The sequence below is a fragment of the Mycolicibacillus trivialis genome (assembly GCF_002102395.1).
GTDB lineage: Bacteria > Actinomycetota > Actinomycetes > Mycobacteriales > Mycobacteriaceae > Mycobacterium > Mycobacterium triviale.
In genome coordinates this window covers 26503-51248 of the sequence record NZ_LQPZ01000021.1, presented here as the reverse complement: position 1 = coordinate 51248, position 24746 = coordinate 26503, and the positions used below count along the sequence as shown (strand labels likewise).

Here is a 24746-nt window from a genome sequence, read left to right as displayed (position 1 = left end):
CCAGACACATCCACTCCGTCAGGAGGTCCTCCCCATTTCAAGCAGGCACGCCGTCAACAACCTCTCAGGTCACAACACCTAGGCGCAGCAGAAAAGGCCCGCAGACGCCGCAGAACGGCCCCACCCGGCATCGCGCCGGTGTGGGGCCGTTCTGCGTTGCGCGGCGCCGGGCCGGGAAAGCACTGCGGCGCGGGACCCGTCACCGAGGACGGGCACCGCGCCGCGGTCCGTTTTGGGGGCCTGCCTACTTCTGCAGGGTGAACTGGTTGATGTCGGTGTAGCCGTTGCGGAACAGGTCCGCGCAACCGACCAGGTACTTGTCGAACCGGTCGTAGGCGACCTGGCCCTGCACCTCCAGCGCACGCTCCTTGTTGGCGTGCAGCGCCTCGGCCCACAGCTCCAGGGTGCGCACGTAGTGCTGCTGCAGCGAGTGCCGCCGGGTCAGGGTGAACCCGGCCCGCTCGGCGTGGTCCTCGACCATCGCGATGCTCGGCAGCCGCCCACCCGGGAAGATCTCGTCCATGATGAACTTGGTGAACTTGGCGGTGGTGATCGTCACCGGCGGGTGCTCGCCGTTCGGGTCGCTGAAGTCGTGCACGCAGATGGTGTGCAGCAGCATCCGGCCGTCGGCGGGCAGGGCGTTGTAGGCCATCTCGAAGAACGGCTCGTAGCGCTCGAAGCCGAAGTGCTCGAACGCACCGATCGACACGATCCGGTCGACCTTGCCGTCGAACTCCTCCCAGCCCTGCAGCCGCACCTCGACGTTGCGCTCGGTCGGGATCTTGGCCAGCCGGGCCTGCGCGGCCTTCTGCTGGTTTTTGCTGATCGTCAGGCCGATCACGTTGATGTCATAGGTCTCCAGCGCGCGCTGCAGGCCACCGCCCCAGCCGCAGCCGATGTCGAGCAGGGTCATGCCCGGCTCCAGGCCCAGTTTGCCCAGCGCCAGGTCGAACTTGGCGTTCTGCGCCTCGCTGGTGGTCATGTCCTCGCGCTCGAAGTACCCGCAGGTGTACCCCATGGTCGGGCCGAGGAACAGCTCGTAGAACTCGTCGGAGATGTCATAGATCGACTGAAGTTCTTCGTACTTCGGCTCTAACTTCGCCATGAGGGAATTCTCCAAACCCGTTTGCCGCCCAGGGGGCAAGTGTGCCGGCGCTGCTCGCTCAACGCGGCGTAAGACCAACGCCAAACACTACCCGCCCGACCTGGGCGTGCTCAAACCGAGGGGGCGCTCGCCCGGTTAGCGGGCGACCGCGAACGTGGCGGTCAGTTCGCTGATCACCCGGTCCCACAGCGGCTCGGGCAGATCGTGTCCCATGCCCTCGATCAGCACCAGCCGGGCGCCTCGGATGGCCCGCGCTATCGCGCGCCCCCCCGACGGCCGCATCAGCTTGTCGGCCAGGCCGTGGATGACCACCGTCGGCGCGGTGATCTGCCGGTCGTAGCCGGCCAGGCTGCCGCTGCCCAGGATCGCCGCGAACTGCCGCGCGATGCCCCACGGGTAGAAACTGCGCTCGTAGCTCGCGATCGCGTCGGCGCGGAGCTGGTCTTCGGGGGTCCGGTAGCCGGGGCTGCCGATGATCTGGCTGACCCGCACCGCGTTGTCGACGATGACCTCGCGCGGCGAACTCGGGGACGGACCGGTGAGCAGTGACAGCAGCGCTTTGGGTGCCGGCGGCGGCAGGCAGGCCCGGTTGTTGCTGGAGAAGATCACTCCCAGCGATCGGGTGCGTGCGGCGAACCGGGCGGCGACGACCTGGGCGATCATCCCGCCCATCGAGGCGCCGACGACGTGGGCCCGGTCGATGCCGAGGTGGTCCAGGACGGCGGCGGCGTCGTCGGCCATGTCCTCGAGCGTGTAGGGCGCCGCGCTGCGCAGCCCGAAGAAGGACCGCGCCATCCGCACCGGCACCGGGCCGTCGACGTGCCGACCGGTCAGCTTGGTCGACAGCCCCACGTCGCGGTTGTCGTAGCGGATCACTCGCAGCCCCTGCGCGACCAGCTTCTCGCAGAACCCGGTCCGCCACAGCAGCAGCTGCGCGCCGAGCCCCATGATCAGCAGCACCGGCGGGTCGGCCGGATCGCCCATGTCCTCATAGGCGATGTCCAGGCCGCCGGAGGACGCGATGCCGGTGCGGACCTGCACGTTCACGCCTCCTGACCGCCGGCGTTGTGCTCCCGGCTGACGTCGACCATGAAGTTGGCGAAGTAGCCGGTGAGCTCCGGATCGGACATCATTTGCCACCGCGGCGCCAGCAGTTTCATGTAGCGCTCCACGTAGAGGAACTGTTTGCCGATCAACACCAGCTCGCGGGGCAGCTTCACGTCGTAGGCGTCGGCCAGGGCGGAGAGCTGCCTGCCGATCTCGGCGTAGGACATGTCGCCGAGGGACTTCATCGTCAGCGGGGTGGCGAACGCCTCCAGGTCCTTGGCGGCCTCGCCCTCCGGTTTCATGGTGCCCACCGCGCCCATCAGCACGACGATCTTGCCCGCCGCGGCGTGGTCCTTCTTGACCAGCAGCGCGTACACCAGTTCGCGAAGCAGCCAGCGGGTGCGCGGGTCGATACGGCCCATGATCCCGAAGTCGAGGAAGATCACCTTGCCCTGATCGTCGACCAGCAGGTTGCCTGCGTGCAGGTCGCCGTGGAACAACCCGTGGCGCAACCCGCCCTCGAAGGTCGAGAACAGCAGCGCCTTGACCAGCTCGACCCCGTCGAAACCGGCCTTGCGGATCTCGGCGGCGTTGTCGATGCGGATGCCGGCGACCCGCTCCATGGTCAGCACCCGCCGGGTGGTGAAGTCCCAGTGCACGTCGGGCACCTTGATGTTCTTGCCCAGCGGCGAGGCGTGCAGATGGCTCACCCAGGTCTGCATGGACTGCGCCTCGATGCGGAAGTCGAGTTCCTCGGCGAGGTTGTCGGCGAAGTCGGCCACCACATCCTGCGCGGACAGCCGCCGACCCAGCTTGGCGACCTCGACGAGTTGGGCGAAGCGCTTGAGGATCTGCAGGTCGGCGGCCACCCGGCGGCGGATGCCGGGTCGCTGGATCTTGACCACCACCTCCTCGCCGGTTTTCAGAGTCGCGAAATGCACCTGCGCGATCGAGGCCGACGCGATCGGGGTGTCGTCGAAGGCGGCGAACAGCTCGGACGGTTCGGCGCCCAGCTCCTCGACGATCAGCTTGTGCACCTCGGCGGGGTCGGCCGGCGGGACCGCGTCGAGCAGTCCGCGGAACTCCTTCGACAGCGGCTCACCGAACGCCCCGGGGGACGAGGCGATGATCTGGCCGAACTTCACATAGGTGGGGCCGAGATCGGAGAACGTCTGCGGGATCTGCTTGATGATCTTCTGCTGGAGGCCGCCACGGCCGGGCAGGCTGACCAGCACCCGGGCGCCGGTGCGGGTCAGCTGCCAGCCGGTCGCGCCGATCCGCGCGGCCTCGACCGGCAGCGGCACCCGAGCCAACTTGGCGTTTTCGCGGTTCTCAGTCGAACCGGTACCCGTCGAATTCATGCCCGAACCCATTCCCGTAGTGTGCCAAACGCGCCGCTCAGCGCCGAAGGAACGGTGACGAACGTGAGCGCGCTCACGGTGGGACGCGTCGAGCGCGCACCGGCCGCACCCGTCGACTACCCATCGACTACCCATCGACTCTGCGTCCACTACGGAAAAGTGCGAGTAGACAGTGTGCTCTACGCAGAGTCGACGACGGCCGGGCGCCGTTTTGGCTGATCGGCCCCGTCCGCGCTATCGTTGACCGCGATCCACCCAAGACCGTCGGTCACCGAGCAATCGGTTGAAGGTCCGGGAGCATCCCGGCGGCCCACGCAGGAGGACGAGGCACCACGTCGTTTCCCGACGTAATTCACGCCCCGACCGCGTCCTGCGTCGGGGCGTTCGTGTTCTCCCGGGTCGGCCGGCGACCGAAGACCACCGAACCCAGGAGGTATGCATGGCGAGGGCTGACAAAGCCGCCGCCGTCGCGGACATCGCCGAGCAGTTCAAGGCGTCGACCGCCACCGTCATCACCGAGTACCGCGGCCTGTCGGTGAGCAACCTCGCCGAGCTGCGCCGCTCGCTCAGCGGGACGGCGACCTACTCGGTCGCCAAGAACACGCTGGTGAAGCGGGCCGCCGCCGAGGCGGGCGTGGAGGGGCTCGACGAGCTGTTCGTCGGTCCGACCGCGATCGCGTTCGTCACCGGTGAGACCGTCGACGCGGCCAAGGCGATCAAGAAGTTCGCCAAGGACCACAAGGCGCTGGTCATCAAGGGTGGCTACATGGACGGCCACCCGCTGAGCGTCGATGAGATCGAGCGCATCGCGGACCTCGAGTCGCGCGAGGTGCTGCTGTCGAAGATGGCCGGCGCGATGAAGGCCAACCTGTCCAAGGCGGCCGGGCTGTTCAGCGCCCCGGCGTCGCAGGTGGCCCGTCTCGCCGCCGCACTGCAGGAGAAGAAGCCCGCCGAGGCCGCCGCTCCTGCCGAACCCGAAGCCGAGGCACCCGCCGAAGCCGAAACCCCGGCCGAAGCCGCCGACTAACCCAACCCCCCATCCGGACAACCACCCGGGACTAAGGAAAGGACCCCACCATGGCCAAGCTGTCCACCGACGAACTGCTCGACGTCTTCAAAGAGATGACGCTGCTGGAGCTGTCCGACTTCGTCAAGGCGTTCGAGGAGACCTTCGACGTCACCGCCGCCGCCCCGGTCGCCGCTGTCGCCGCCGCTCCCGGCGGTGCCGCCCCGGCCGCCGAGGCCGCCGAGGAGCAGTCGGAGTTCGACGTCGTCCTCGAGGCCGCCGGCGACAAGAAGATCGGCGTCATCAAGGTGGTGCGCGAGGTCGTCTCCGGTCTGGGCCTCAAGGAGGCCAAGGACCTGGTCGACGGCGCTCCCAAGCCGCTGCTCGAGGGCGTTGCCAAGGACGTCGCCGAGGAGGCCAAGACCAAGCTCGAGGCTGCCGGCGCCACCGTCACCCTCAAGTAGGTTTCGTCGAAGGGCCCCCGGGACCGCGGTCCGGGGGCCCTTCGCCATCCCATGGGTATCCGATGGCGATCCTGGGCGCCGCCGCAGGGCGGGGGGTCGGTAGTGTGCTCCGGCAAGCGGGCCGGGACGTCTGGTCCGAAATATGATCTGACGGGCAGCCGTGAGCTACAGTGACGGATGCCACAGCGGTCGGAACGGCCGGTCGACAGGCGTAGTAGAGGCGTAAAGCGGAAGGAACTCGCGTGGGCGTAGCAATCGAGGTCGAGGGGCTGACCAAGTCTTTCGGCTCGTCGCGCATCTGGGAAGACGTGTCGATGACCATCCCCGCGGGGGAGGTCAGCGTCTTGCTGGGCCCGTCGGGTACCGGCAAATCGGTGTTCCTGAAGTCCCTGATCGGTCTGCTGCGCCCGGAGCGCGGCTCGATCAAGATCGAGGGCACCGACATCATCCAGTGCTCGGCTAAGGAGCTCTACGACATCCGGACCCTGTTCGGGGTGCTGTTCCAGGACGGCGCGCTGTTCGGCTCGATGAACCTGTTCGACAACACCGCCTTCCCGCTGCGCGAGCACACCAAGAAGAAGGAGAGCGAGATCCGTGACATCGTCATGGAGAAGCTCTCCCTGGTCGGTCTGACCGGCGACGAGATGAAGTTTCCCGGCGAGATCTCCGGTGGTATGCGCAAGCGTGCCGGGCTGGCCCGCGCCCTGGTGCTCGACCCGGAGATCATCCTCTGTGACGAGCCGGACTCCGGTCTGGACCCGGTGCGTACCGCCTACCTGAGCCAGCTGCTGATCGACATCAACGCCCAGATCGACGCCACGATCCTGATCGTGACCCACAACATCAACATCGCGCGTACCGTGCCGGACAACATGGGCATGCTGTTCCGCAAGGAACTGGTCATGTTCGGCCCGCGCGAGGTGCTGTTGACCAGCGACGAGCCGGTGGTCAAGCAGTTCCTCAACGGTCGACGGATCGGCCCGATCGGGATGTCGGAGGAGAAGGACGAGTCGACCATGGCCGAGGAGCAGGCCATGCTCGACGCCGGCCAGCACCACGGCGGGGTCGAGGAGATCGAGGGCGTGCCCCCGCAGCTGTCGGCCTCGCCGGGAATGCCCGACCGCCAGGCCGTGCACCGGCGCCAGGAGCGGGTCCGCTCGATCATGCACACGCTGCCCGAGGCCGCCCAGCAGGCCATCCGGGAGTCGATGGAGGACAACGGGCGCTACCACGCCAACGACTCCGGCGACGTCGTCGAGTACCCGGACGAGGCGCCCACCGCGGCCATCCCTCCGCAGAAGGCGTAGCGGCGGGCTCGAGTGAGGAACCTCACGCCGACCCGACCACCCGGCCGCCGCGCAACTCGGCTTCCCGAAATGCTTGACGGACGGCGCCAAACAGGTCAATCTTGTGGTCAGCGTGTGGACACACCGAACTCAGACGACGTCAGCCAGCGTCGATAGCTCACCGTGACGCCGCGGTTGAGGAATAGCCGATGCTGCGCTATCCTTGGTCGTTGCGCTGGCTGCCCCCTGCCCACCTCACACTCGCCTGACATCGTGGCCTCGGTCTGAGCTCGTTTCACGCTCAGGTTTCCGGCCCCGTGCGTGAGGTCCGGACAGTACGTCTGCCAGCCGAACCGACGCAGAATTCGCGACGATCGGGCCAACCCGGCCCGCAGGTCGCATGAGGTGCTGGAAGGACGCATCTTGGCAGTCTCCCGCCAGAGCAAGACGAACCCCTCGAGTACGACCAACGACTCCGTTCCCGGAGCCCCTAACCGCGTTTCCTTCGCCAAGCTGCGCGAGCCGCTGGAGGTCCCGGGCCTGCTCGACGTGCAGACCGACTCGTTCCAGTGGCTGATCGGTGCCGACACGTGGCGGGAGAAGGCCGCCGCGCGCGGCGACGGCGCCGCCAAGGGCGGCCTGGAGGAGGTGCTCGACGAGCTGTCCCCGATCGAGGACTTCTCCGGCACGATGTCGCTGTCCTTCTCCGACCCGCGCTTCGACGACGTCAAGGCGCCGGTCGAGGAGTGCAAAGACAAGGACATGACCTACGCGGCCCCGCTGTTCGTCACGGCCGAGTTCATGAACAACAACACCGGCGAGATCAAGAGCCAGACGGTGTTCATGGGTGACTTCCCGATCATGACCGAGAAGGGCACCTTCATCATCAACGGCACCGAGCGTGTCGTCGTCTCCCAGTTGGTCCGCTCGCCGGGCGTGTACTTCGACGAGAGCATCGACAAGTCGACCGAGAAGACCCTGCACTCGGTGAAGGTGATCCCCAGCCGCGGTGCGTGGCTGGAGTTCGACGTCGACAAGCGCGACACCGTCGGAGTGCGCATCGACCGCAAGCGCCGCCAGTCGGTCACCGTGCTGCTCAAGGCGCTCGGCTGGACCAACGAGCAGGTCCGCGAGCGGTTCGGCTTCTCCGAGATCATGATGTCCACGCTGGAGAAGGACTCCACCGCAGGCCCCGACGAGGCGCTGCTGGAGATCTACCGCAAGCTGCGTCCGGGCGAACCGCCGACCAAGGAGTCCGCGCAGGCCCTGCTGGAGAACCTGTTCTTCAAGGACAAGCGCTACGACCTGGCCCGGGTGGGCCGCTACAAGGTCAACAAGAAGCTGGGCCTCAACATCGACTCCTCGGTCAGCACGCTGACCGAAGAGGACGTCGTCGCCACCATCGAGTACCTGGTGCGCCTGCACGAGGGTCAGGTCACGATGACCGCGCCCGGCGGTTTCGAGGTGCCGGTCGAGGTCGACGACATCGACCACTTCGGTAACCGTCGCCTGCGCACCGTCGGGGAGTTGATCCAGAACCAGATCCGGGTCGGGCTGTCCCGGATGGAGCGGGTGGTGCGCGAGCGGATGACCACCCAGGATGTCGAGGCGATCACGCCGCAGACCCTGATCAACATCCGCCCGGTGGTCGCCGCGATCAAGGAGTTCTTCGGCACCAGCCAGCTGTCGCAGTTCATGGACCAGAACAACCCGCTGTCCGGGCTGACCCACAAGCGCCGGCTGTCGGCGCTGGGGCCCGGCGGGCTCTCCCGGGAGCGGGCCGGGCTGGAGGTCCGCGACGTGCACCCCAGCCACTACGGCCGGATGTGCCCGATCGAGACCCCGGAAGGCCCCAACATCGGTCTGATCGGATCGCTGTCGGTGTACGCCCGGGTCAACCCGTTCGGGTTCATCGAGACGCCCTACCGCAAGGTCGTCGACGGCGTGGTCACCGACGAGGTGCAGTACCTGACCGCCGACGAGGAAGACCGTTACGTGGTGGCGCAGGCCAACTCGCCGCTGGACGACGACGGCCGGTTCAGCGAGAGCCGCGTGCTGGTGCGCCGTAAGGGCGGCGAGGTCGAGTACGTCTCGTCCGCGCAGGTGGAATACATGGACGTCTCGCCGCGCCAGATGGTGTCGGTGGCCACCGCGATGATCCCGTTCCTGGAGCACGACGATGCCAACCGCGCCCTGATGGGGGCGAACATGCAGCGTCAGGCGGTGCCGCTGGTGCGCAGCGAGTCGCCGCTGGTGGGGACCGGCATGGAGTTGCGGGCCGCGATCGACGCCGGTGAGGTCGTCGTCGCCGAGAAGGCCGGCGTCATCGAGGAGGTCTCGGCCGACTACGTCACGGTGATGGCCGACGACGGCAGCCGCCAGACCTACATGATGCGGAAATTCAACCGCTCCAACCACGGCACCTGCGCCAACCAGCGTCCGATCGTGGACGCCGGCCAGCGGGTCGAGGACGGTCAGGTCATCGCAGACGGGCCGTGCACCGAGAACGGTGAGATGGCCCTGGGCAAGAACCTGCTCGTGGCGATCATGCCGTGGGAGGGCCACAACTACGAGGACGCGATCATCCTGTCCAACCGTCTGGTTGAGGAGGACGTGCTCACCTCGATCCACATCGAGGAGCACGAGATCGACGCCCGCGACACCAAGCTGGGCGCCGAGGAGATCACCCGGGACATCCCGAACATCTCCGACGAGGTGCTCGCCGACCTCGACGAGCGCGGCATCGTGCGCATCGGTGCGGAGGTCCGCGACGGCGACATCCTGGTCGGCAAGGTCACCCCGAAGGGGGAGACCGAGCTGACCCCGGAGGAGCGGCTGCTGCGCGCGATCTTCGGCGAGAAGGCCCGCGAGGTGCGCGACACCTCGCTGAAGGTGCCGCACGGGGAGTCCGGCAAGGTGATCGGCATCCGGGTGTTCTCCCGCGAGGACGACGACGAACTGCCCGCCGGCGTCAACGAGTTGGTCCGGGTCTACGTCGCCCAGAAGCGCAAGATCTCCGACGGTGACAAGCTCGCCGGCCGGCACGGCAACAAGGGTGTGATCGGCAAGATCCTCGCGACCGAGGACATGCCGTTCCTGCCGGACGGGACCCCGGTCGACATCATCCTGAACACCCACGGTGTGCCGCGACGGATGAACATCGGTCAGATTCTGGAGACCCACCTGGGGTGGGTGGCCAAGGCCGGCTGGAACATCGACGTCGCCGCGGGCACCCCGGACTGGGCGACCAAGCTGCCCGAGGAGCTGCTGTCCGCGCAGCCGGACACCAAGACCGCCACCCCGGTGTTCGACGGTGCCCAGGAGGAGGAGCTGCAGGGTCTGCTGGCCTCCACGCTGCCCGACCGGGACGGCAACGTGCTGGTCAACGGCGACGGCAAGGCGGTGCTCTACGACGGGCGCTCCGGTGAGCCGTTCCCGTACCCGGTGACCGTCGGCTACATGTACATCATGAAGCTGCACCACCTGGTGGACGACAAGATCCACGCCCGCTCCACCGGCCCGTACTCGATGATCACCCAGCAGCCGCTGGGCGGTAAGGCGCAGTTCGGTGGTCAGCGGTTCGGTGAGATGGAGTGCTGGGCGATGCAGGCCTACGGCGCGGCCTACACGCTGCAGGAGCTGCTGACGATCAAGTCCGACGACACGGTCGGGCGGGTCAAGGTCTACGAGGCCATCGTCAAGGGGGAGAACATCCCCGAGCCCGGCATCCCGGAATCGTTCAAGGTGCTGCTCAAGGAGCTGCAGTCGCTGTGCCTCAACGTCGAGGTGCTCTCCAGCGACGGTGCGGCCATCGAGCTGCGCGAAGGCGAGGACGACGACCTGGAGCGCGCTGCAGCGAACCTGGGTATCAACCTGTCCCGCAACGAATCCGCCTCGGTTGAGGACCTCGCTTAGTTATTCGTTACCAAAACCCGCAAGGGGAAAGGGCGTTACGTGCTCGACGTCAACTTCTTCGACGAACTCCGGATCGGTCTGGCCACCGCCGACGACATCCGGCAATGGTCCTACGGTGAGGTGAAGAAGCCGGAGACCATCAACTACCGCACGCTCAAACCCGAGAAGGACGGCCTGTTCTGCGAGAAGATCTTCGGGCCGACTCGCGACTGGGAGTGCTACTGCGGCAAGTACAAGCGGGTGCGCTTCAAGGGCATCATCTGTGAACGCTGCGGTGTGGAGGTCACTCGCGCCAAGGTGCGCCGCGAGCGGATGGGCCACATCGAGCTGGCCGCCCCGGTCACCCACATCTGGTACTTCAAGGGCGTGCCGTCGCGGCTGGGGTACCTGCTGGACCTGGCGCCGAAGGACCTCGAGAAGATCATCTACTTCGCCGCCTACGTGATCACCGGCGTCGACGAGGAGATGCGGCACAACGAGCTGTCCACCCTCGAAGCCGAGATGGTGGTGGAGAAGAAGGCCGTCGAGGACCAGCGCGACGCGGACCTGGAGGCCCGCGCGCAGAAGCTGGAGGCCGACCTGGCCGAGCTCGAGGCCGAGGGTGCCAAGGCCGACGCCCGCCGCAAGGTGCGCGACGGCGGCGAGCGCGAGATGCGTCAGCTGCGCGACCGGGCCCAGCGGGAGCTGGACCGGCTCGACGAGATCTGGACCACCTTCACCAAGCTGGCCATCAAGCAGCTGATCGTCGACGAGAACCTCTACCGCGAGCTCATCGACCGCTACGGCGAGTACTTCACCGGTGCGATGGGTGCCGAGGCGATCCAGAAGCTGATCGAGAACTTCGACATCGACGCCGAAGCCGACTCGCTGCGCGACACCATCAAGAACGGCAAGGGGCAGAAGAAACTTCGCGCCCTCAAGCGGCTCAAGGTGGTCGCGGCGTTCCAGCAGTCCGGCAACTCGCCGATGGGCATGGTGCTCGACGCCGTCCCGGTGATCCCGCCGGAACTGCGCCCCATGGTGCAGCTCGACGGTGGCCGGTTCGCCACCAGCGACCTCAACGACCTGTACCGCCGGGTGATCAACCGCAACAACCGCCTCAAGCGGCTGATGGATCTGGGTGCGCCCGAGATCATCGTCAACAACGAGAAGCGGATGCTGCAGGAGTCGGTCGACGCGCTGTTCGACAACGGCCGTCGCGGCCGGCCGGTCACCGGCCCGGGCAACCGCCCGCTGAAGTCGCTGTCCGATCTGCTCAAGGGCAAGCAGGGCCGGTTCCGGCAGAACCTGCTCGGTAAGCGTGTCGACTACTCCGGTCGTTCGGTGATCGTGGTCGGTCCGCAGCTCAAGCTGCACCAGTGCGGCCTGCCGAAGCTGATGGCACTCGAGCTGTTCAAGCCGTTCGTGATGAAGCGCCTGGTCGACCTGAACCACGCGCAGAACATCAAGAGCGCCAAGCGGATGGTGGAGCGTCAGCGTCCGCAGGTGTGGGACGTCCTCGAAGAGGTCATCGCCGAGCACCCGGTGCTGCTCAACCGCGCACCGACGCTGCACCGCCTGGGCATCCAGGCCTTCGAGCCGCAGCTGGTGGAGGGCAAGGCGATTCAGCTGCACCCGCTGGTGTGTGAGGCGTTCAACGCCGACTTCGACGGTGACCAGATGGCGGTGCACCTGCCGCTGTCCGCCGAGGCGCAGGCCGAGGCGCGCATCCTGATGCTGTCGAGCAACAACATCCTGTCCCCGGCGTCGGGCCGTCCGCTGGCCATGCCGCGGCTGGACATGGTGACCGGTCTGTACTACCTGACCACCGAGATCGAGGGCGAGACCGGCGAATACACGCCGGCGGCCAAGGACACCCCGGAGTCGGGCGTGTACTCCTCGCCGGCGGAGGCCATCATGGCCGCCGACCGCGGTGCGCTGAGCGTGCGGGCCCGGATCAAGGTGCGGCTGAGCGATCAGCGGCCACCCGCCGACGTCGAGACCGAGCTGTTCGGTGAGAACGGCTGGCGCCCGGGCGACGCCTGGTCGACCGAGACGACGCTGGGCCGGGTGATGTTCAACGAGCTGTTGCCGGTGGGCTACCCGTTCGTGAACAAGCAGATGCACAAGAAGGTGCAGGCCGCGATCATCAACGATCTGGCCGAGCGCTACCCGATGATCGTCGTCGCCCAGACCGTCGACAAGCTCAAGGACGCCGGCTTCTACTGGGCCACGCGTTCCGGGGTCACCGTGTCGATGGCCGACGTGCTGGTGCCCCCGCGCAAGAAGGAGATCCTCGACGCCTACGAGGCGCGGGCGGACAAGGTGGAAAAGCAGTTCCAGCGCGGTGCCCTCAACCGCGACGAGCGCACCGAGGCGCTGGTGGAGATCTGGAAGGAAGCCACCGACGAGGTCGGTGAGGCGCTGCGCGACCACTACCCGGCCGACAACCCGATCATCACGATCGTGGAATCCGGCGCCACCGGTAACTTCACCCAGACCCGCACGCTGGCGGGGATGAAGGGCCTGGTGACCAACCCCAAGGGTGAGTTCATCCCGCGTCCGATCAAGTCCTCGTTCCGCGAGGGTCTGACCGTGCTGGAGTACTTCATCAACACCCACGGTGCCCGTAAGGGTCTGGCGGACACCGCGTTGCGGACCGCCGACTCGGGTTACCTGACCCGTCGTCTGGTCGACGTCTCCCAGGACGTCATCGTCCGCGAGCACGACTGCGGCACCGAGCGGGGCATCACCGTGGAGCTGGCCGAGCGTCAGCCGGACGGCACCCTGATCCGCGACCCGCACATCGAGACGTCGGCCTACGCTCGCACGCTGGCCACCGACGCCCTCGACGAGAAGGGCAACGTGGTGGTCGAGGCCGGTCACGACCTCGGCGACCCGGCGATCGAGGCGGCGCTGGCCGCCGGGATCACCGCGGTGCGGGTCCGGTCGGTGCTCACCTGTGCCACCGGCACCGGGGTGTGCGCGCTGTGCTACGGGCGCTCGATGGCGACCGGCAAGCTGGTCGACATCGGCGAGGCCGTCGGCATCGTGGCCGCCCAGTCCATCGGTGAGCCCGGTACCCAGCTGACCATGCGCACCTTCCACCAGGGTGGTGTCGGTGAGGACATCACCGGCGGTCTGCCGCGGGTGCAGGAGCTGTTCGAGGCCCGGGTGCCGCGCGGTAAGGCGCCGATCGCCGACGTCTCCGGTCGCATCCGGCTGGAGGAGGACGAGCGGTTCTACAAGATCACGATCATCCCGGACGACGGTGGTGAGGAGCTGGTCTACGACAAGCTCTCCAAGCGTCAGCGGCTGAAGGTGTTCAAGCACGCCGACGGCGAGGAGCGGCTGCTGGCCGACGGCGACCACGTCGAGGTGGGCCAGCAGTTGCTGGAGGGCTCCGCCGACCCGCACGAGGTGCTGCGCGTGCAGGGCCCCCGCGAGGTGCAGATCCACCTGGTCAAGGAGGTCCAGGAGGTCTACCGCGCCCAGGGTGTGTCCATCCACGACAAGCACATCGAGGTGATCGTCCGGCAGATGCTGCGCCGGGTCACGATCATCGACTCCGGTTCCACCGAGTTCCTGCCCGGCTCGCTCACCGAGCGCGCCGAGTTCGAGTCGGAGAACCGTCGGGTGATGGCCGAGGGCGGCGAGCCCGCCGCCGGCCGTCCGGTGCTGATGGGGATCACCAAGGCGTCCCTGGCCACCGACTCGTGGCTGTCCGCGGCGTCCTTCCAGGAGACCACCCGGGTGCTCACCGACGCGGCGATCAACTGCCGCAGTGACCGCCTCGAGGGTCTGAAGGAGAACGTGATCATCGGTAAGTTGATCCCGGCCGGTACCGGCATCAACCGCTACCGCAACATCCAGGTGCAGCCCACCGAGGAGGCCCGGGCCGCGGCGTACACGATCCCGTCGTATGAGGATCAGTACTACAGCCCGGACTTCGGCACCGGCACCGGTGCCGCGGTGCCGCTGGACGACTACGGCTACTCCGACTACCGGTAGTCCCACGACGAGGAAAGCCCCGGGTGCGCCCGGGGCTTTCCTCGTTTTCACCGCGCTTGAGTACCGCGCCGCGCTTGAGTACCCGCCGCGCGCCGAACGTGCGCACAGGTTCACGTTCGGCGCCGAGCGCGCAACTGTGCGCACGCTCGGCCGGCGGGCGGGGCACGGTTCCGGAGGGCGGGGCACGGTTCGGCGGGGTGGCACGGTTCGGCCGGTCACTAGACTGGCCGCGTGCTCATCGGTTCTCATGTCAGCCCGAAGGACCCGATCGGCGCGGCTGCGGCCGACGGCGCCGACACGGTGCAGATCTTCCTCGGCAATCCGCAAAGCTGGAAGGCGCCCAAACCGCGCGACGACGCCGCCGCGCTGCGCGACTCCGGCCTGCCCATTTACGTCCACGCGCCGTACCTGATCAACGTCGCCTCGGCCAACAACCGGGTGCGCATCCCGTCCCGCAAGATCCTGCAGCAGACTTGCGATGCCGCCGCCGACATCGGGGCCAAGGCGGTCATCGTCCACGGCGGCCACCTCGCCGCCGACGAGGACCCGGTCGACGGGTTCACCCGCTGGCGCAAAGCACTCGACCAGCTGGAATCCGACGTCCCGGTGTACGTGGAGAACACCGCGGGCGGGCAGAACGCGATGGCCCGGCGGTTCGACACCATCGCCGGCCTGTGGGACCACATCGGTGACACCGGCGTCGGGTTCTGCCTGGACACCTGCCACACCTGGGCGGCCGGGGAGTCGTTGCTGGACGCCGTCGACCGGATCAAGGCGATCACCGGACGCATCGACCTGGTGCACTGCAACGACTCCAAGGACGCGCCGGGCTCCGGCCGGGACCGCCACGCCAACTTCGGCACCGGCGAGATCGATCCGCAGTTGCTGGTCGCGGTGGTCAAAGCCGCAGGCGCCCCGGTGATCTGCGAAACCGCCGAAGAGGGCCGCAAGGACGACATCGCATTCCTGCGTGAACAATTGGGCGGTTGACCGCGGCCCGGCAGCCCTGAAATCGACATCAAAACCGCGCAAATCCGGCGTCTGGAGGCCTATGTCGCCGCTGCGGTGTCGATTTCAGGGATGAGCCGGCCTGCGCATTCCGCCGCGGCCCCGACTATTGGCGCGCGACCCCGACTACTGCCGCGCGACCCCGATTATTACAGTCCTTGTTCGATTGTGGGAATTCTGTAACACTGGAGTGATGAGCGACACGCACACCGTCACCAACCAGGTCCCGCCGCTGGAGGGCTATAACCCGGCCACCGCCCCGATGCTGGTCGAAGCCCTGATCCGCGAGGGCGGCGACTGGGGGGTCGACGAGGTCACCGAACTCGGCGCGCTCGCCGGAACCGCCGAGGCCCGGCGCTGGGGGGAGCTCGCCGACCGAAACCGCCCGATCCTGCACACCCACGACGCCGTGGGCCATCGCATCGACCGCGTCGAATACGACCCCGCCTACCACGAGCTGATGCGCACCGCGATCGGCCACGGGCTGCACGCCGCGCCGTGGGCCGACCCCCGCCCCGGCGCTCACGTGGTGCGCGCCGCCAAGATGGGGGTCTGGACGGTCGAGCCCGGTCACCTCTGTCCGATCTCGATGACCTACGCGGCGGTTCCTGCCCTGCGTTACAACCAGGAGCTGGCCGAACGCTACGAACCGCTGCTCACCACCCGCGACTACGATCCGGATCCGACCAAGGTGGCCACCGCCAAGACCGGCATCACGGCGGGCATGTCGATGACCGAGAAGCAGGGTGGCTCGGACGTCCGGGCCGGCACCACCGCCGCCACCCCGAACAGCGACGGCAGCTACACCCTCACCGGCCACAAATGGTTCACCTCCGCGCCGATGGGCGACATCTTCCTGGTGCTCGCCCAGGCTCCCGGCGGGTTGAGCTGCTTCCTGTTGCCCCGGGTGCTACCCGACGGCACCCGCAACCGCATGCGGCTGCAACGGCTGAAGGACAAACTCGGCGACCACGCCAACGCCTCCTCGGAGGTCGAGTACGACGGCGCCACCGCCTGGCTGATCGGGGAGGAGGGGCGTGGTGTCGCGGTGATCATCGAGATGGTCAACCTCACCCGCCTCGACTGCGCCCTGGCCAGTGCCACCAGCATGCGTTCCGGACTGACCCGTGCGGTCCACCACGCCCAGCACCGCAAGGCCTTCGGCGCCTACCTGATCGACCAGCCGCTGATGCGCAACGTCCTCGCCGACCTGGCCGTCGAGGCCGAGGCGGCCACCATGGTGGCGATGCGGATGGCCGGGGCCACCGACAACGCGGTCCGCGGTGACGAATACGACGGACTGTTGCGGCGCATCGGCCTGGCCGCGACCAAGTACTGGGTGTGCAAACAAGCCACTCCGCACGCGGCCGAGGCGATGGAATGCCTTGGCGGCAACGGCTACATCGAGGACTCGGGCATGCCGCGACTGTTCCGCGAGGCTCCGCTGATGGGCATCTGGGAGGGCTCGGGCAACGTCAGTGCGCTGGACACCCTGCGCGCCATTGCGACCCAGCCGAAGTCGGTCGACGTGCTCTTCGACGACATCGACAAGTCCGCCGGCCAGGACCCGCGCCTCGATGAGCACGTCAGCTCCCTGAAGAGCCGGCTGCACCACCTCGGCGACCCGACCGAGGCGCAGTTCGCGGCCCGCCGCATCGCCGAGGACATCTGCCTCGCCCTGCAGGCCGCCCTGCTACTCCGCCACGGCCACCCCGCGGTCAGCGAAGCATTCCTGGCCACCCGGCTCGGCCGGGACCGCGGCCACGCCTACGGCACCCTGCCGCCGGGCCTGGACCTCGCCCCGATCCTGGAGCGGGTCATGGTCAAGGGATGAGCGCCACCGCCTCGATGGCCTACACCCCCGCCCGGCTCACCGCGCGTTCCGTCGTGCTGTCGATGCTGCTCGGGGCGCACCCGGCGTGGGCCGGGTCGGCCGAACTGGTCCGGCTGGCCGCCGAGTTCGGTATCAAGGAGACCACGCTGCGGGTGGCGCTGACCCGCATGGTCGGCGCCGGTGATCTGATCCGCTCCGCCGACGGCTACCGGCTCTCGGCCAGGCTGCTGGCCCGCCAACGCCGCCAGGACGAAGCCCTCGACCCCGATGTGCGGCCGTGGCGCGGCGAGTGGATCACCCCGGTGATCACCAGCGTCGGCAACGGCGCTCGCACCCGCGCGACGCTGCGGACCGCGCTGCAGCACAACCGCTTCGGTGAACTACGCGAAGGCGTCTGGCTACGGCCGAACAACCTGCCGGTCGCGCTCGACGCCGCGACGCTGCGCCAACTGCGGATACTGACCACCCGCGACGACGACCCCGTCGACCTCGCCGGCCGGTTGTGGGATCTACCCGCCTGGGCCCGGCAGGGCGCGCAGATCCTCTCGGCGCTCACCGACGCGACCGATCTGGCCGCCCGGTTCACCGCGGCGGCCGCCGCGGTGCGCCACCTCCTCACCGACCCCGTGCTTCCCGAGGAACTGCAGCCGCCGCACTGGCCGGGCCCCGAACTGCGCGTCGCCTACCGTGAATTCGCCGCGGAACTCGGCGAACACCGCCCCCTGGCCCTGGAGACGCCATGAGCACCGACGCGGTCCTGGTGGAGCGGCACGGTCCGGTCACCACCGTCATCATGAACCGCCCGTCGGCGCGCAACGCGGTCGACGGGCCGATGGCTGAACAGCTGCACGCCGCCTTCGACGACTTCGATCGCGACGACGACGCCGCGGTCGCGGTGCTCTGCGGCGCCGGCGGGACCTTCTGCGCCGGAGCCGATCTCAAAGCGTTCGGCACCGCAGACAGCAACCGGGTGCGACCCGACGGACCCGGTCCGATGGGGCCCACCCGGATGACCCTGTCCAAACCGGTGATCGCCGCGGTCAGCGGCTACGCGGTGGCCGGCGGGCTGGAACTCGCGCTCTGGTGTGACCTGCGGGTCGCCGATGACGACGCCGTGTTCGGGGTGTTCTGCCGGCGCTGGGGGGTGCCGCTCATCGACGGCGGCACCGTGCGGCTGCCCCGCCTCATCGGGCACAGCCGGGCCATGGACCTCATCCTCACCGGGCGGGCAGTCGGTGCCGCCGAAGCGCAGGCGATCGGGTTGGCCAACCGGGTGGTGCCGGCCGGGCAGGCCAGGGGCGCCGCGGAGACCCTCGCCGCGGAACTGGCGGCGCTGCCGCAGGGGTGCCTGCGCGCGGACCGGCGCTCCGCGCTGAACCAGTGGGGCCGGCCCGAACCGGAGGCGATGGCCGAGGAGTTCGGGTCGTTCGCCGAGGTCGCCGCGGAGGCCGCGGCGGGGGCGGGCCGGTTCGCGGACGGCGCGGGCCGACACGGCGCACCCGGCTGACGGTCCCGGCTGAAACCCGAGCGCCCCGACTCAGTCCGCGGCGACGGTGTTGCCGGCACCGAGGTGTTCCACCGCCGGGTCGCCGGAGTGGTAGGTGACGGTGTTGTTGAGTCCCTCGACGGAGATTTCGCGCTCGACCCGATCGAGGCGGACTCGGTTGTCGGCGCCGCCGACCGACACGGTGGCGCACACCCCGGTCACCGTCAGCATGTTGTTGGAGCCGGTGACGCGCAATGAACCGCCGTCACCGCAATCCAATTCGGCGGTGGTGCCCACCGAGTCGTAGACCGCCGTGGTCGCCGGCCCGGAGCCGTCGGTCCGTGACTCGGAGCCGCCGCAGCCGGCCAGCGCCACCGTCGCGGCGGCGACGAGGGGAATCAGCCGAAGCGTGCGCACCGCTGCGCCCGGATCAGGCGGGCACGCGCTGCAGCCGGTTGGCCATACCCAACTCGCGCCCCCGGTCGATCAGCGCCGGCTCGCCGTTGTGGAAGAACACCGTCTGGTCGATGCCGTAGACGGTGATGTCGTTGACGACGGTGTCGGCGATGATCGTGTTCGACGACCCCTGCACCGTGATCGCCCAGCAGCTGCCCACCACGTTGATGATGTTCTGCGAGCCGAGCACGTAGAGGGTGGCGTCGTTGCAGTCGACGGTCTGGCGGATGCCCTGCCCGACGATGTGGGTGTCGCCGTAGATCGCGTGCGCGGCCGGCGCGGTGACCATCGGGCCGACCAGCGCGGCGGCCGCGGCCGCGGTGACACCGACCGCGGTCACTCCCGCTCGAACCCGTTTCACCGCCGCACACCTCCGCCACGTCGCCCGATCGCGTTGCCCGAATCGTCTGTGAGCTTACGTCCCCGCGCCGCGGCCGTGGTCGACTTGGTCAACCGGTCGGAGAACGGCGTCCACTAGAGTTCGGGGCTGAACGCGGTGACCCGCCCCCGGCGCCGCAACCGGAGAGTGAGTGTCATGGCAGCGCGGTCGACCAAGCTGAGCCGCGACAGCATCGTTTCGGCCGCGCTGACCTTCCTGGACCGCGAGGGCTGGGACGCATTGACGATCAACGCGCTCGCCATCCAACTGGGCACCAAGGGCCCATCGCTGTACAACCACCTCGACAGCCTCGAAGACCTGCGGCGCAGCGTGCGCATGCACGTCGTCGACGACATCATCGCGATGCTCAACCGGGCCGGCGGTGGCCGCGCCCGTGACGACGCGGTGCTGGCGATGGCCGGCGCCTACCGCAGCTACGCCCACCACCACCCGGGCCGGTACTCGGCGTTCACCCGGATGCCGTTCGGCGGGGACGACCCGGAGTTCACTGCCGCGACCCGGGCCGCGGCCGCCCCGGTGATCGCGGTGCTGGCGTCCTACGGGCTCGACGGCGAGGAGGCGTTCCACGCCGCGCTGGAGTTCTGGTCGGCGATGCACGGGTTCGTGCTGCTGGAGATGACCGGTGCCATGGACGGCATCGACACCGACGCGGTGTTCACCGACATGGTGGTGCGGCTGGCCGCCGGGATGGAACTGCGCAGCGCCTGACGGGCTGTCCGGCACGCGTGACGGATCGGGGCAGCTCACCTAGACTCGCGGAGGCGACCGACCGACCCCGACTCGCGGGAGCTGATATTCGTGCTCGATGGTGTCGAGCTGACTTCGCTTTTCCCCTTGCACGCGTTCGCCGTGGACTCCGAAACGACCAGCGCCAACCTGCACTCCGCCACCCGGCTCGCCGTCGTGCTGGGCTGGGTGGCCGGCGCGGTCGCCGTCGCTTACCTACTGGGGTGGGCGGTCTCCTGGCTGCTGCGACGGTTCGGCCGCGACCGCGGGATCGTCCATGATCTCGCGACCTTCACCCGGCACCCGTTTCGTGCGACGCTGATGCTGATCGCCGCGAACATCGCGGTGGCCGCCACCGTCGACGGCGAGAGCCCGTGGCGTCCCCGCATCGACCACGTGCTGCACATCCTGATCATCGCGGCGATCACCTGGCTGGTGGCCAGCCTGGTGATGGTCGCCGAGCGGCGCACCGTGGCCCGCTTCACCGTCGTTGATGACCAGTTCACCGGCGGGCACCGCCGGAAACGCCGGATTCAAACGCAGGTGATGACGCTGCGCCGGTTGGCGATCGTCATCATCGTCGTGCTCGGTGCGGCCGCGGCGCTGATGACGTTCCCCGGCTTCACCCAGATCGGGACCACGCTGTTCGCCTCCGCCGGGGTGCTGTCGGTGGTCGCCGGTCTGGCCGCCCAGACCTCACTGGGGTCGGTGTTCGCCGGGATGCAGATCTCGTTCTCCGACGCCATCCGGGTCGGCGACATCGTGGTCGTGGAGGGGGAGTACGGCCGGATCGACGAAATCACCCTGACCTATGTGGTGGTCGAGATCTGGGATCAGCGCCGCCTGGTGCTGCCGACCACCTACTTCACCACCAACCCGTTCGAGAACTGGACCCGCAACGCGACCGAGCTGCTCGGCACGGTGGAACTGGATGTGGACTTCACCGTGCCGATCGACGAGATGCGCGCCGAATTGGACCGGCTGCTCGCCGCGAGTGACCTGTGGGACGGTCGGGCCAGTTCGTTGCGGGTGACCAACGCCGTGGGCGGGTTTCTGCGGGTGCGTCCGATGGTCAGCGCCGCCGACGCCGATGCGCTGTTCGTGCTGCGTTGCGACGTGCGTGAGGGCCTGATCGACTGGCTGCAGCGCAACCACCCGGGCGCGCTGCCGCGCTACCGGGTGCAGGAGTCCGAAGCCGACGAGTGGAGCGAACTGGTGGGTTCCGACGCCGGCCGCTCCCGCGGTGACGGCCACCGCCGGTAGGGGAGCGCTCCCTGCTGCTTTGACCTGCCCGACCAGCGGCGGGTATCGTAGGACTTCGTGCCTGGCCGCTTTCGGCGCCTCGGGTCGCCGCAAGGTGCGCTGCCGGGCCGATTCGTGTGTCCATTGCGCAACGGATGAATTCCGCGGCCGGTGCATGCGACGCACCCGGTCACAGGCGACTGCGGCGGGGATAACTGCAGGACAACATACTTCAGGAACAACGGAGCGACACAGGAAGCCGGTAGATGCCAACCATTCAGCAGCTGGTCCGTAAGGGGCGCCGCGACAAGCCCGCCAAGGTCAAGACTGCGGCGCTCAAGGGCAGCCCGCAGCGCCGCGGCGTGTGCACCCGCGTGTACACGACCACCCCGAAGAAGCCGAACTCGGCGCTGCGCAAGGTGGCGCGTGTGAAGCTGACCACCGGCGTCGAGGTCACCGCCTACATCCCCGGCGAAGGCCACAACCTGCAGGAGCACTCGATGGTGCTGGTGCGGGGCGGCCGGGTGAAGGACCTGCCCGGTGTGCGCTACAAGATCATCCGCGGCTCCCTGGACACCCAGGGCGTCAAGAACCGCAAGCAGGCTCGCAGCCGCTACGGCGCCAAGAAGGAGAAGAGCTGATGCCGCGCAAGGGTCCCGCTCCCAAGCGTCCCCTGGTCAGTGACCCGGTCTACGGGTCGCAGCTGGTCACCCAGCTGGTGAACAAGGTGCTGGTGCGCGGTAAGAAGTCCCTGGCCGAGCGCATCGTCTACGCGGCGCTGGAGCAGGCCCGCGACAAGACCGGCACCGACCCGGTGATCACCCTCAAGCGGGCACTGGACAACGTCAAGCCGTCGCTGGAGGTGCGCAGCCGCCGCGTCGGTGGTGCCACCTACCAGGTTCCGGTCGAGGTTCGCCCCGACCGGTCCACCACGCTGGCGCTGCGCTGGCTGGTGGACTTCTCCCGGCAGCGCCGCGAGAAGACCATGATCGAGCGGCTGGCCAACGAGATCCTCGACGCCAGCAACGGTCTGGGGGCGGCCGTCAAACGCCGTGAGGACACCCACAAGATGGCCGAGGCCAACCGGGCGTTCGCGCACTACCGCTGGTGACCGGCCGCGCCGCCCGCGGGCCGGCGCACACGAAGACGATCGTCAACTAATCGAAGGAAGACTTCTGTGGCACAGAAGGACGTGCTGACCGACCTGAACAAGGTCCGCAACATCGGCATCATGGCGCACATCGACGCCGGCAAGACGACGACGACCGAGCGGATCCTGTTCTACACCGGCGTCAACTACAAGATGGGCGAGACCCACGACGGCGCCTCCACCACCGACTGGATGGAACAGGAGCAGGAGCGCGGCATCACCATCACCTCCGCCGCGGTGACCTGTTTCTGGAACGACAACCAGATCAACATCATCGACACCCCCGGCCACGTCGACTTCACCGTCGAGGTGGAGCGCAGCCTGCGGGTGCTCGACGGTGCGGTGGCCGTCTTCGACGGCAAGGAGGGCGTGGAGCCGCAGTCCGAGCAGGTGTGGCGTCAGGCCGACAAGTACGACGTGCCGCGGATCTGCTTCGTCAACAAGATGGACAAGCTCGGCGCGGACTTCTACTTCACCGTCGGCACCATCCGGGACCGCCTCGGCGCCAAGCCGCTGGTCATCCAGCTGCCGATCGGTGCGGAGAACGACTTCGAGGGCATCGTCGACCTGGTCGAGATGACCGCCAAGGTGTGGCGCGGCGAGACCAAGATGGGCGAGACCTACGAGACGGTGGAGATCCCCGCCGACCTCGCCGACAAGGTCGAGCAGTACCGCGGGGAACTGCTGGAGTCGGTCGCCGAGACCGATGAGGCGCTGCTGGAGAAGTACCTCGGCGGTGAGGACCTCACGGTCGAGGAGATCAAGGGCGCCATCCGCAAGCTCACCGTCTCCAGCGAGATGTACCCGGTGCTGTGCGGCAGCGCGTTCAAGAACAAGGGCGTGCAGCCCATGCTCGACGCGGTCATCGACTACCTGCCGTCCCCGCTGGATGTCGAGTCGGTGCGCGGGCACGTCCCCGGCGACGAGTCCGAGGAGATCTTCCGCAAGCCGTCGGTCGACGAGCCGTTCGCCGCGCTGGCGTTCAAGATCGCCGTGCACCCGTTCTTCGGCCGGCTCACCTACGTGCGGGTCTACTCCGGCAAGGTCGAGTCCGGCGCGCAGATCGTCAACTCCACCAAGGGCAAGAAGGAGCGGCTGGGCAAGCTGTTCCAGATGCACTCCAACAAGGAGAACCCGGTGGAATCGGCGTCTGCCGGCCACATCTACGCGGTGATCGGGCTGAAGGACACCACCACCGGCGACACGCTGTGCGACTCCAACAAGCAGATCGTTCTGGAGTCGATGACGTTCCCGGATCCGGTCATCGAGGTGGCCATCGAGCCGAAGACCAAGAGCGACCAGGAGAAACTGTCGCTGGCGATCCAGAAGCTCGCCGAGGAGGACCCGACCTTCAAGGTGCACCTGGACCAGGAGACCGGCCAGACCGTGATCGGCGGGATGGGCGAGCTGCACCTGGACATCCTGGTGGACCGGATGCGCCGCGAGTTCAAGGTCGAGGCCAACGTCGGCAAGCCGCAGGTGGCCTACCGCGAGACCATCAAACGCACGGTGGAGAACGTGGAGTTCACCCACAAGAAGCAGACCGGTGGCTCGGGGCAGTTCGCGAAGGTCATCGTCACCGTGGCGCCTTTTGTCGGCGAGGACGGCGCGACCTACGAATTCGAGAACAAGGTCACCGGCGGTCGCATCCCGCGGGAGTACATCCCGTCGGTGGACGCCGGGGCGCAGGACGCCATGGCCTACGGCGTGCTGGCCGGCTACCCGCTGGTGAACCTGAAGCTCACCCTGCTCGACGGTCAGTACCACGACGTCGACTCCTCGGAGATGGCGTTCAAGATCGCCGGGTCGCAGGTGCTGAAGAAGGCCGCTGCGGCCGCGCAGCCGGTGATCCTGGAACCGATCATGGCCGTCGAGGTCACCACGCCCGAGGAGTACATGGGCGACGTGATCGGTGATTTGAACTCCCGCCGCGGCCAGATCCAGGCCATGGAGGAGCGTAGCGGCGCCCGTGTCGTCAAGGCACAGGTCCCGCTGTCGGAGATGTTCGGCTACGTCGGCGACCTGCGGTCGAAGTCTCAGGGCCGGGCTAACTACACGATGGTGTTCGACTCCTACGCCGAGGTTCCGGCGCAGGTGTCCAAGGAGATCATCGCGAAGGCGACGGGCGAGTGAGCATGCGAACGAGCGCGGAGCCGAGCAGCGAGCACGGCGAAGGCGACGGGCGAGTAAGCGAGGCTTGCGAGTCCGGAACCGGCCGGTGAGCACGGCGAAGGCGACGGGCGAGTAAGCGTAGCCGACCCACCCGGAGT

General features: G+C 68.1%; 19 protein-coding genes. 14 read left to right on the top strand and 5 right to left on the bottom strand.

The genetic code is table 11. From position 1 onward, the window contains the following. Positions 1-244: 244 nt before the first annotated feature. The 3 genes from AWC30_RS09315 to AWC30_RS09305 form a co-directional block, all read right to left on the bottom strand. A complete protein-coding gene (locus AWC30_RS09315) occupies positions 245-1105 on the bottom strand; it encodes a cyclopropane mycolic acid synthase family methyltransferase (protein ID WP_085109917.1) in 861 nt (286 codons plus the stop codon). A gap of 135 nt (positions 1106-1240) precedes the next feature. Then, complete coding sequence (locus AWC30_RS09310; RefSeq protein ID WP_085109925.1) at positions 1241-2146, bottom strand: alpha/beta fold hydrolase; 906 nt, start codon at positions 2144-2146, stop codon at positions 1241-1243. 2 nt (positions 2147-2148) lie between these two features. Then, positions 2149-3513, bottom strand: a complete 1365-nt coding sequence (locus tag AWC30_RS09305) for an ABC1 kinase family protein (protein WP_207568422.1) — start codon at positions 3511-3513, stop codon at positions 2149-2151. A gap of 439 nt (positions 3514-3952) precedes the next feature. Between AWC30_RS09305 and rplJ the strand changes: the two genes are divergently transcribed. From rplJ to AWC30_RS09260, 9 genes are all read left to right on the top strand, one after another. Further along, positions 3953-4540: a 50S ribosomal protein L10 gene (rplJ, locus tag AWC30_RS09300; protein WP_085109915.1), complete on the top strand. Its 588-nt coding sequence runs from the start codon at positions 3953-3955 to the stop codon at positions 4538-4540. Between the two features lie 50 nt (positions 4541-4590). After that, complete coding sequence (rplL, locus tag AWC30_RS09295; RefSeq protein WP_085109914.1) at positions 4591-4983, top strand: 50S ribosomal protein L7/L12; 393 nt, start codon at positions 4591-4593, stop codon at positions 4981-4983. Positions 4984-5225: 242 nt separating this feature from the next. Then, positions 5226-6290 (top strand): ABC transporter ATP-binding protein, encoded by a 1065-nt coding sequence (locus AWC30_RS09290; protein ID WP_085109913.1) that lies wholly within the window; start codon positions 5226-5228, stop codon positions 6288-6290. 384 nt (positions 6291-6674) lie between these two features. Continuing rightward, complete coding sequence (gene rpoB, locus AWC30_RS09285) at positions 6675-10184, top strand: DNA-directed RNA polymerase subunit beta (RefSeq protein ID WP_085109912.1); 3510 nt, start codon at positions 6675-6677, stop codon at positions 10182-10184. Between the two features lie 39 nt (positions 10185-10223). Further along, complete coding sequence (locus AWC30_RS09280) at positions 10224-14174, top strand: DNA-directed RNA polymerase subunit beta' (RefSeq protein ID WP_085109911.1); 3951 nt, start codon at positions 10224-10226, stop codon at positions 14172-14174. Between the two features lie 231 nt (positions 14175-14405). Beyond that, complete coding sequence (locus AWC30_RS09275) at positions 14406-15164, top strand: deoxyribonuclease IV (protein ID WP_085109910.1); 759 nt, start codon at positions 14406-14408, stop codon at positions 15162-15164. A gap of 211 nt (positions 15165-15375) precedes the next feature. Continuing rightward, entirely contained in the window at positions 15376-17016 is a 1641-nt protein-coding gene (locus AWC30_RS09270; protein ID WP_085109909.1) for an acyl-CoA dehydrogenase family protein, read from the top strand. After that, positions 17013-17759, top strand: a complete 747-nt coding sequence (locus AWC30_RS09265; RefSeq protein WP_234808014.1) for a PaaX family transcriptional regulator C-terminal domain-containing protein — start codon at positions 17013-17015, stop codon at positions 17757-17759. The genes AWC30_RS09270 and AWC30_RS09265 overlap by 4 nt, the downstream gene beginning before the upstream one ends. Further along, positions 17756-18523, top strand: a complete 768-nt coding sequence (locus AWC30_RS09260; protein WP_085109908.1) for a crotonase/enoyl-CoA hydratase family protein — start codon at positions 17756-17758, stop codon at positions 18521-18523. The genes AWC30_RS09265 and AWC30_RS09260 overlap by 4 nt, the downstream gene beginning before the upstream one ends. A gap of 30 nt (positions 18524-18553) precedes the next feature. On the opposite strand, the gene AWC30_RS09255 is transcribed toward AWC30_RS09260, so the two are convergent. Continuing rightward, on the bottom strand, positions 18554-18919 hold the full coding sequence (locus AWC30_RS09255) for a DUF3060 domain-containing protein (protein ID WP_085109907.1): 366 nt from the start codon (positions 18917-18919) through the stop codon (positions 18554-18556). 13 nt (positions 18920-18932) lie between these two features. Next, positions 18933-19247, bottom strand: coding sequence for a DUF3060 domain-containing protein (locus tag AWC30_RS09250; protein ID WP_085109923.1), 315 nt, complete (start codon positions 19245-19247; stop codon positions 18933-18935). A gap of 246 nt (positions 19248-19493) precedes the next feature. Here AWC30_RS09250 and AWC30_RS09245 point away from each other — a divergent pair, with 246 nt between their 5' ends. The 5 genes from AWC30_RS09245 to fusA all read left to right on the top strand — a co-directional run bounded on the left by AWC30_RS09245 (position 19494) and on the right by fusA (position 24609). Next, positions 19494-20066: a TetR/AcrR family transcriptional regulator gene (locus AWC30_RS09245; protein ID WP_085109906.1), complete on the top strand. Its 573-nt coding sequence runs from the start codon at positions 19494-19496 to the stop codon at positions 20064-20066. Between the two features lie 126 nt (positions 20067-20192). Further along, a complete protein-coding gene (locus tag AWC30_RS09240; protein WP_234808013.1) occupies positions 20193-21347 on the top strand; it encodes a mechanosensitive ion channel family protein in 1155 nt (384 codons plus the stop codon). A gap of 245 nt (positions 21348-21592) precedes the next feature. Next, on the top strand, positions 21593-21967 hold the full coding sequence (gene rpsL, locus AWC30_RS09235; RefSeq protein WP_066853635.1) for a 30S ribosomal protein S12: 375 nt from the start codon (positions 21593-21595) through the stop codon (positions 21965-21967). Beyond that, positions 21967-22437: a 30S ribosomal protein S7 gene (gene rpsG, locus AWC30_RS09230; RefSeq protein ID WP_085109905.1), complete on the top strand. Its 471-nt coding sequence runs from the start codon at positions 21967-21969 to the stop codon at positions 22435-22437. Before rpsL ends, rpsG begins: the two co-directional genes overlap by 1 nt. A 66-nt stretch (positions 22438-22503) precedes the next feature. Further along, a complete protein-coding gene (gene fusA / locus AWC30_RS09225) occupies positions 22504-24609 on the top strand; it encodes an elongation factor G (protein ID WP_085109904.1) in 2106 nt (701 codons plus the stop codon). Positions 24610-24746: the final 137 nt, after the last annotated feature.

Coding starts and splice junctions, on each gene's coding strand:
- AWC30_RS09315 (WP_085109917.1), bottom strand. CDS start 1,105: ATGGCGAAGTTAGAGCCGAAGTACGAAGAACTTCAGTCGATCTATGAC.
- AWC30_RS09305 (WP_207568422.1), bottom strand. CDS start 3,513: ATGAATTCGACGGGTACCGGTTCGACTGAGAACCGCGAAAACGCCAAG.
- rplJ (WP_085109915.1), top strand. CDS start 3,953: ATGGCGAGGGCTGACAAAGCCGCCGCCGTCGCGGACATCGCCGAGCAG.
- rplL (WP_085109914.1), top strand. CDS start 4,591: ATGGCCAAGCTGTCCACCGACGAACTGCTCGACGTCTTCAAAGAGATG.
- AWC30_RS09270 (WP_085109909.1), top strand. CDS start 15,376: ATGAGCGACACGCACACCGTCACCAACCAGGTCCCGCCGCTGGAGGGC.
- AWC30_RS09265 (WP_234808014.1), top strand. CDS start 17,013: ATGAGCGCCACCGCCTCGATGGCCTACACCCCCGCCCGGCTCACCGCG.
- AWC30_RS09260 (WP_085109908.1), top strand. CDS start 17,756: ATGAGCACCGACGCGGTCCTGGTGGAGCGGCACGGTCCGGTCACCACC.
- AWC30_RS09250 (WP_085109923.1), bottom strand. CDS start 19,247: ATGGTCACCGCGCCGGCCGCGCACGCGATCTACGGCGACACCCACATC.
- AWC30_RS09245 (WP_085109906.1), top strand. CDS start 19,494: ATGGCAGCGCGGTCGACCAAGCTGAGCCGCGACAGCATCGTTTCGGCC.
- rpsL (WP_066853635.1), top strand. CDS start 21,593: ATGCCAACCATTCAGCAGCTGGTCCGTAAGGGGCGCCGCGACAAGCCC.
- rpsG (WP_085109905.1), top strand. CDS start 21,967: ATGCCGCGCAAGGGTCCCGCTCCCAAGCGTCCCCTGGTCAGTGACCCG.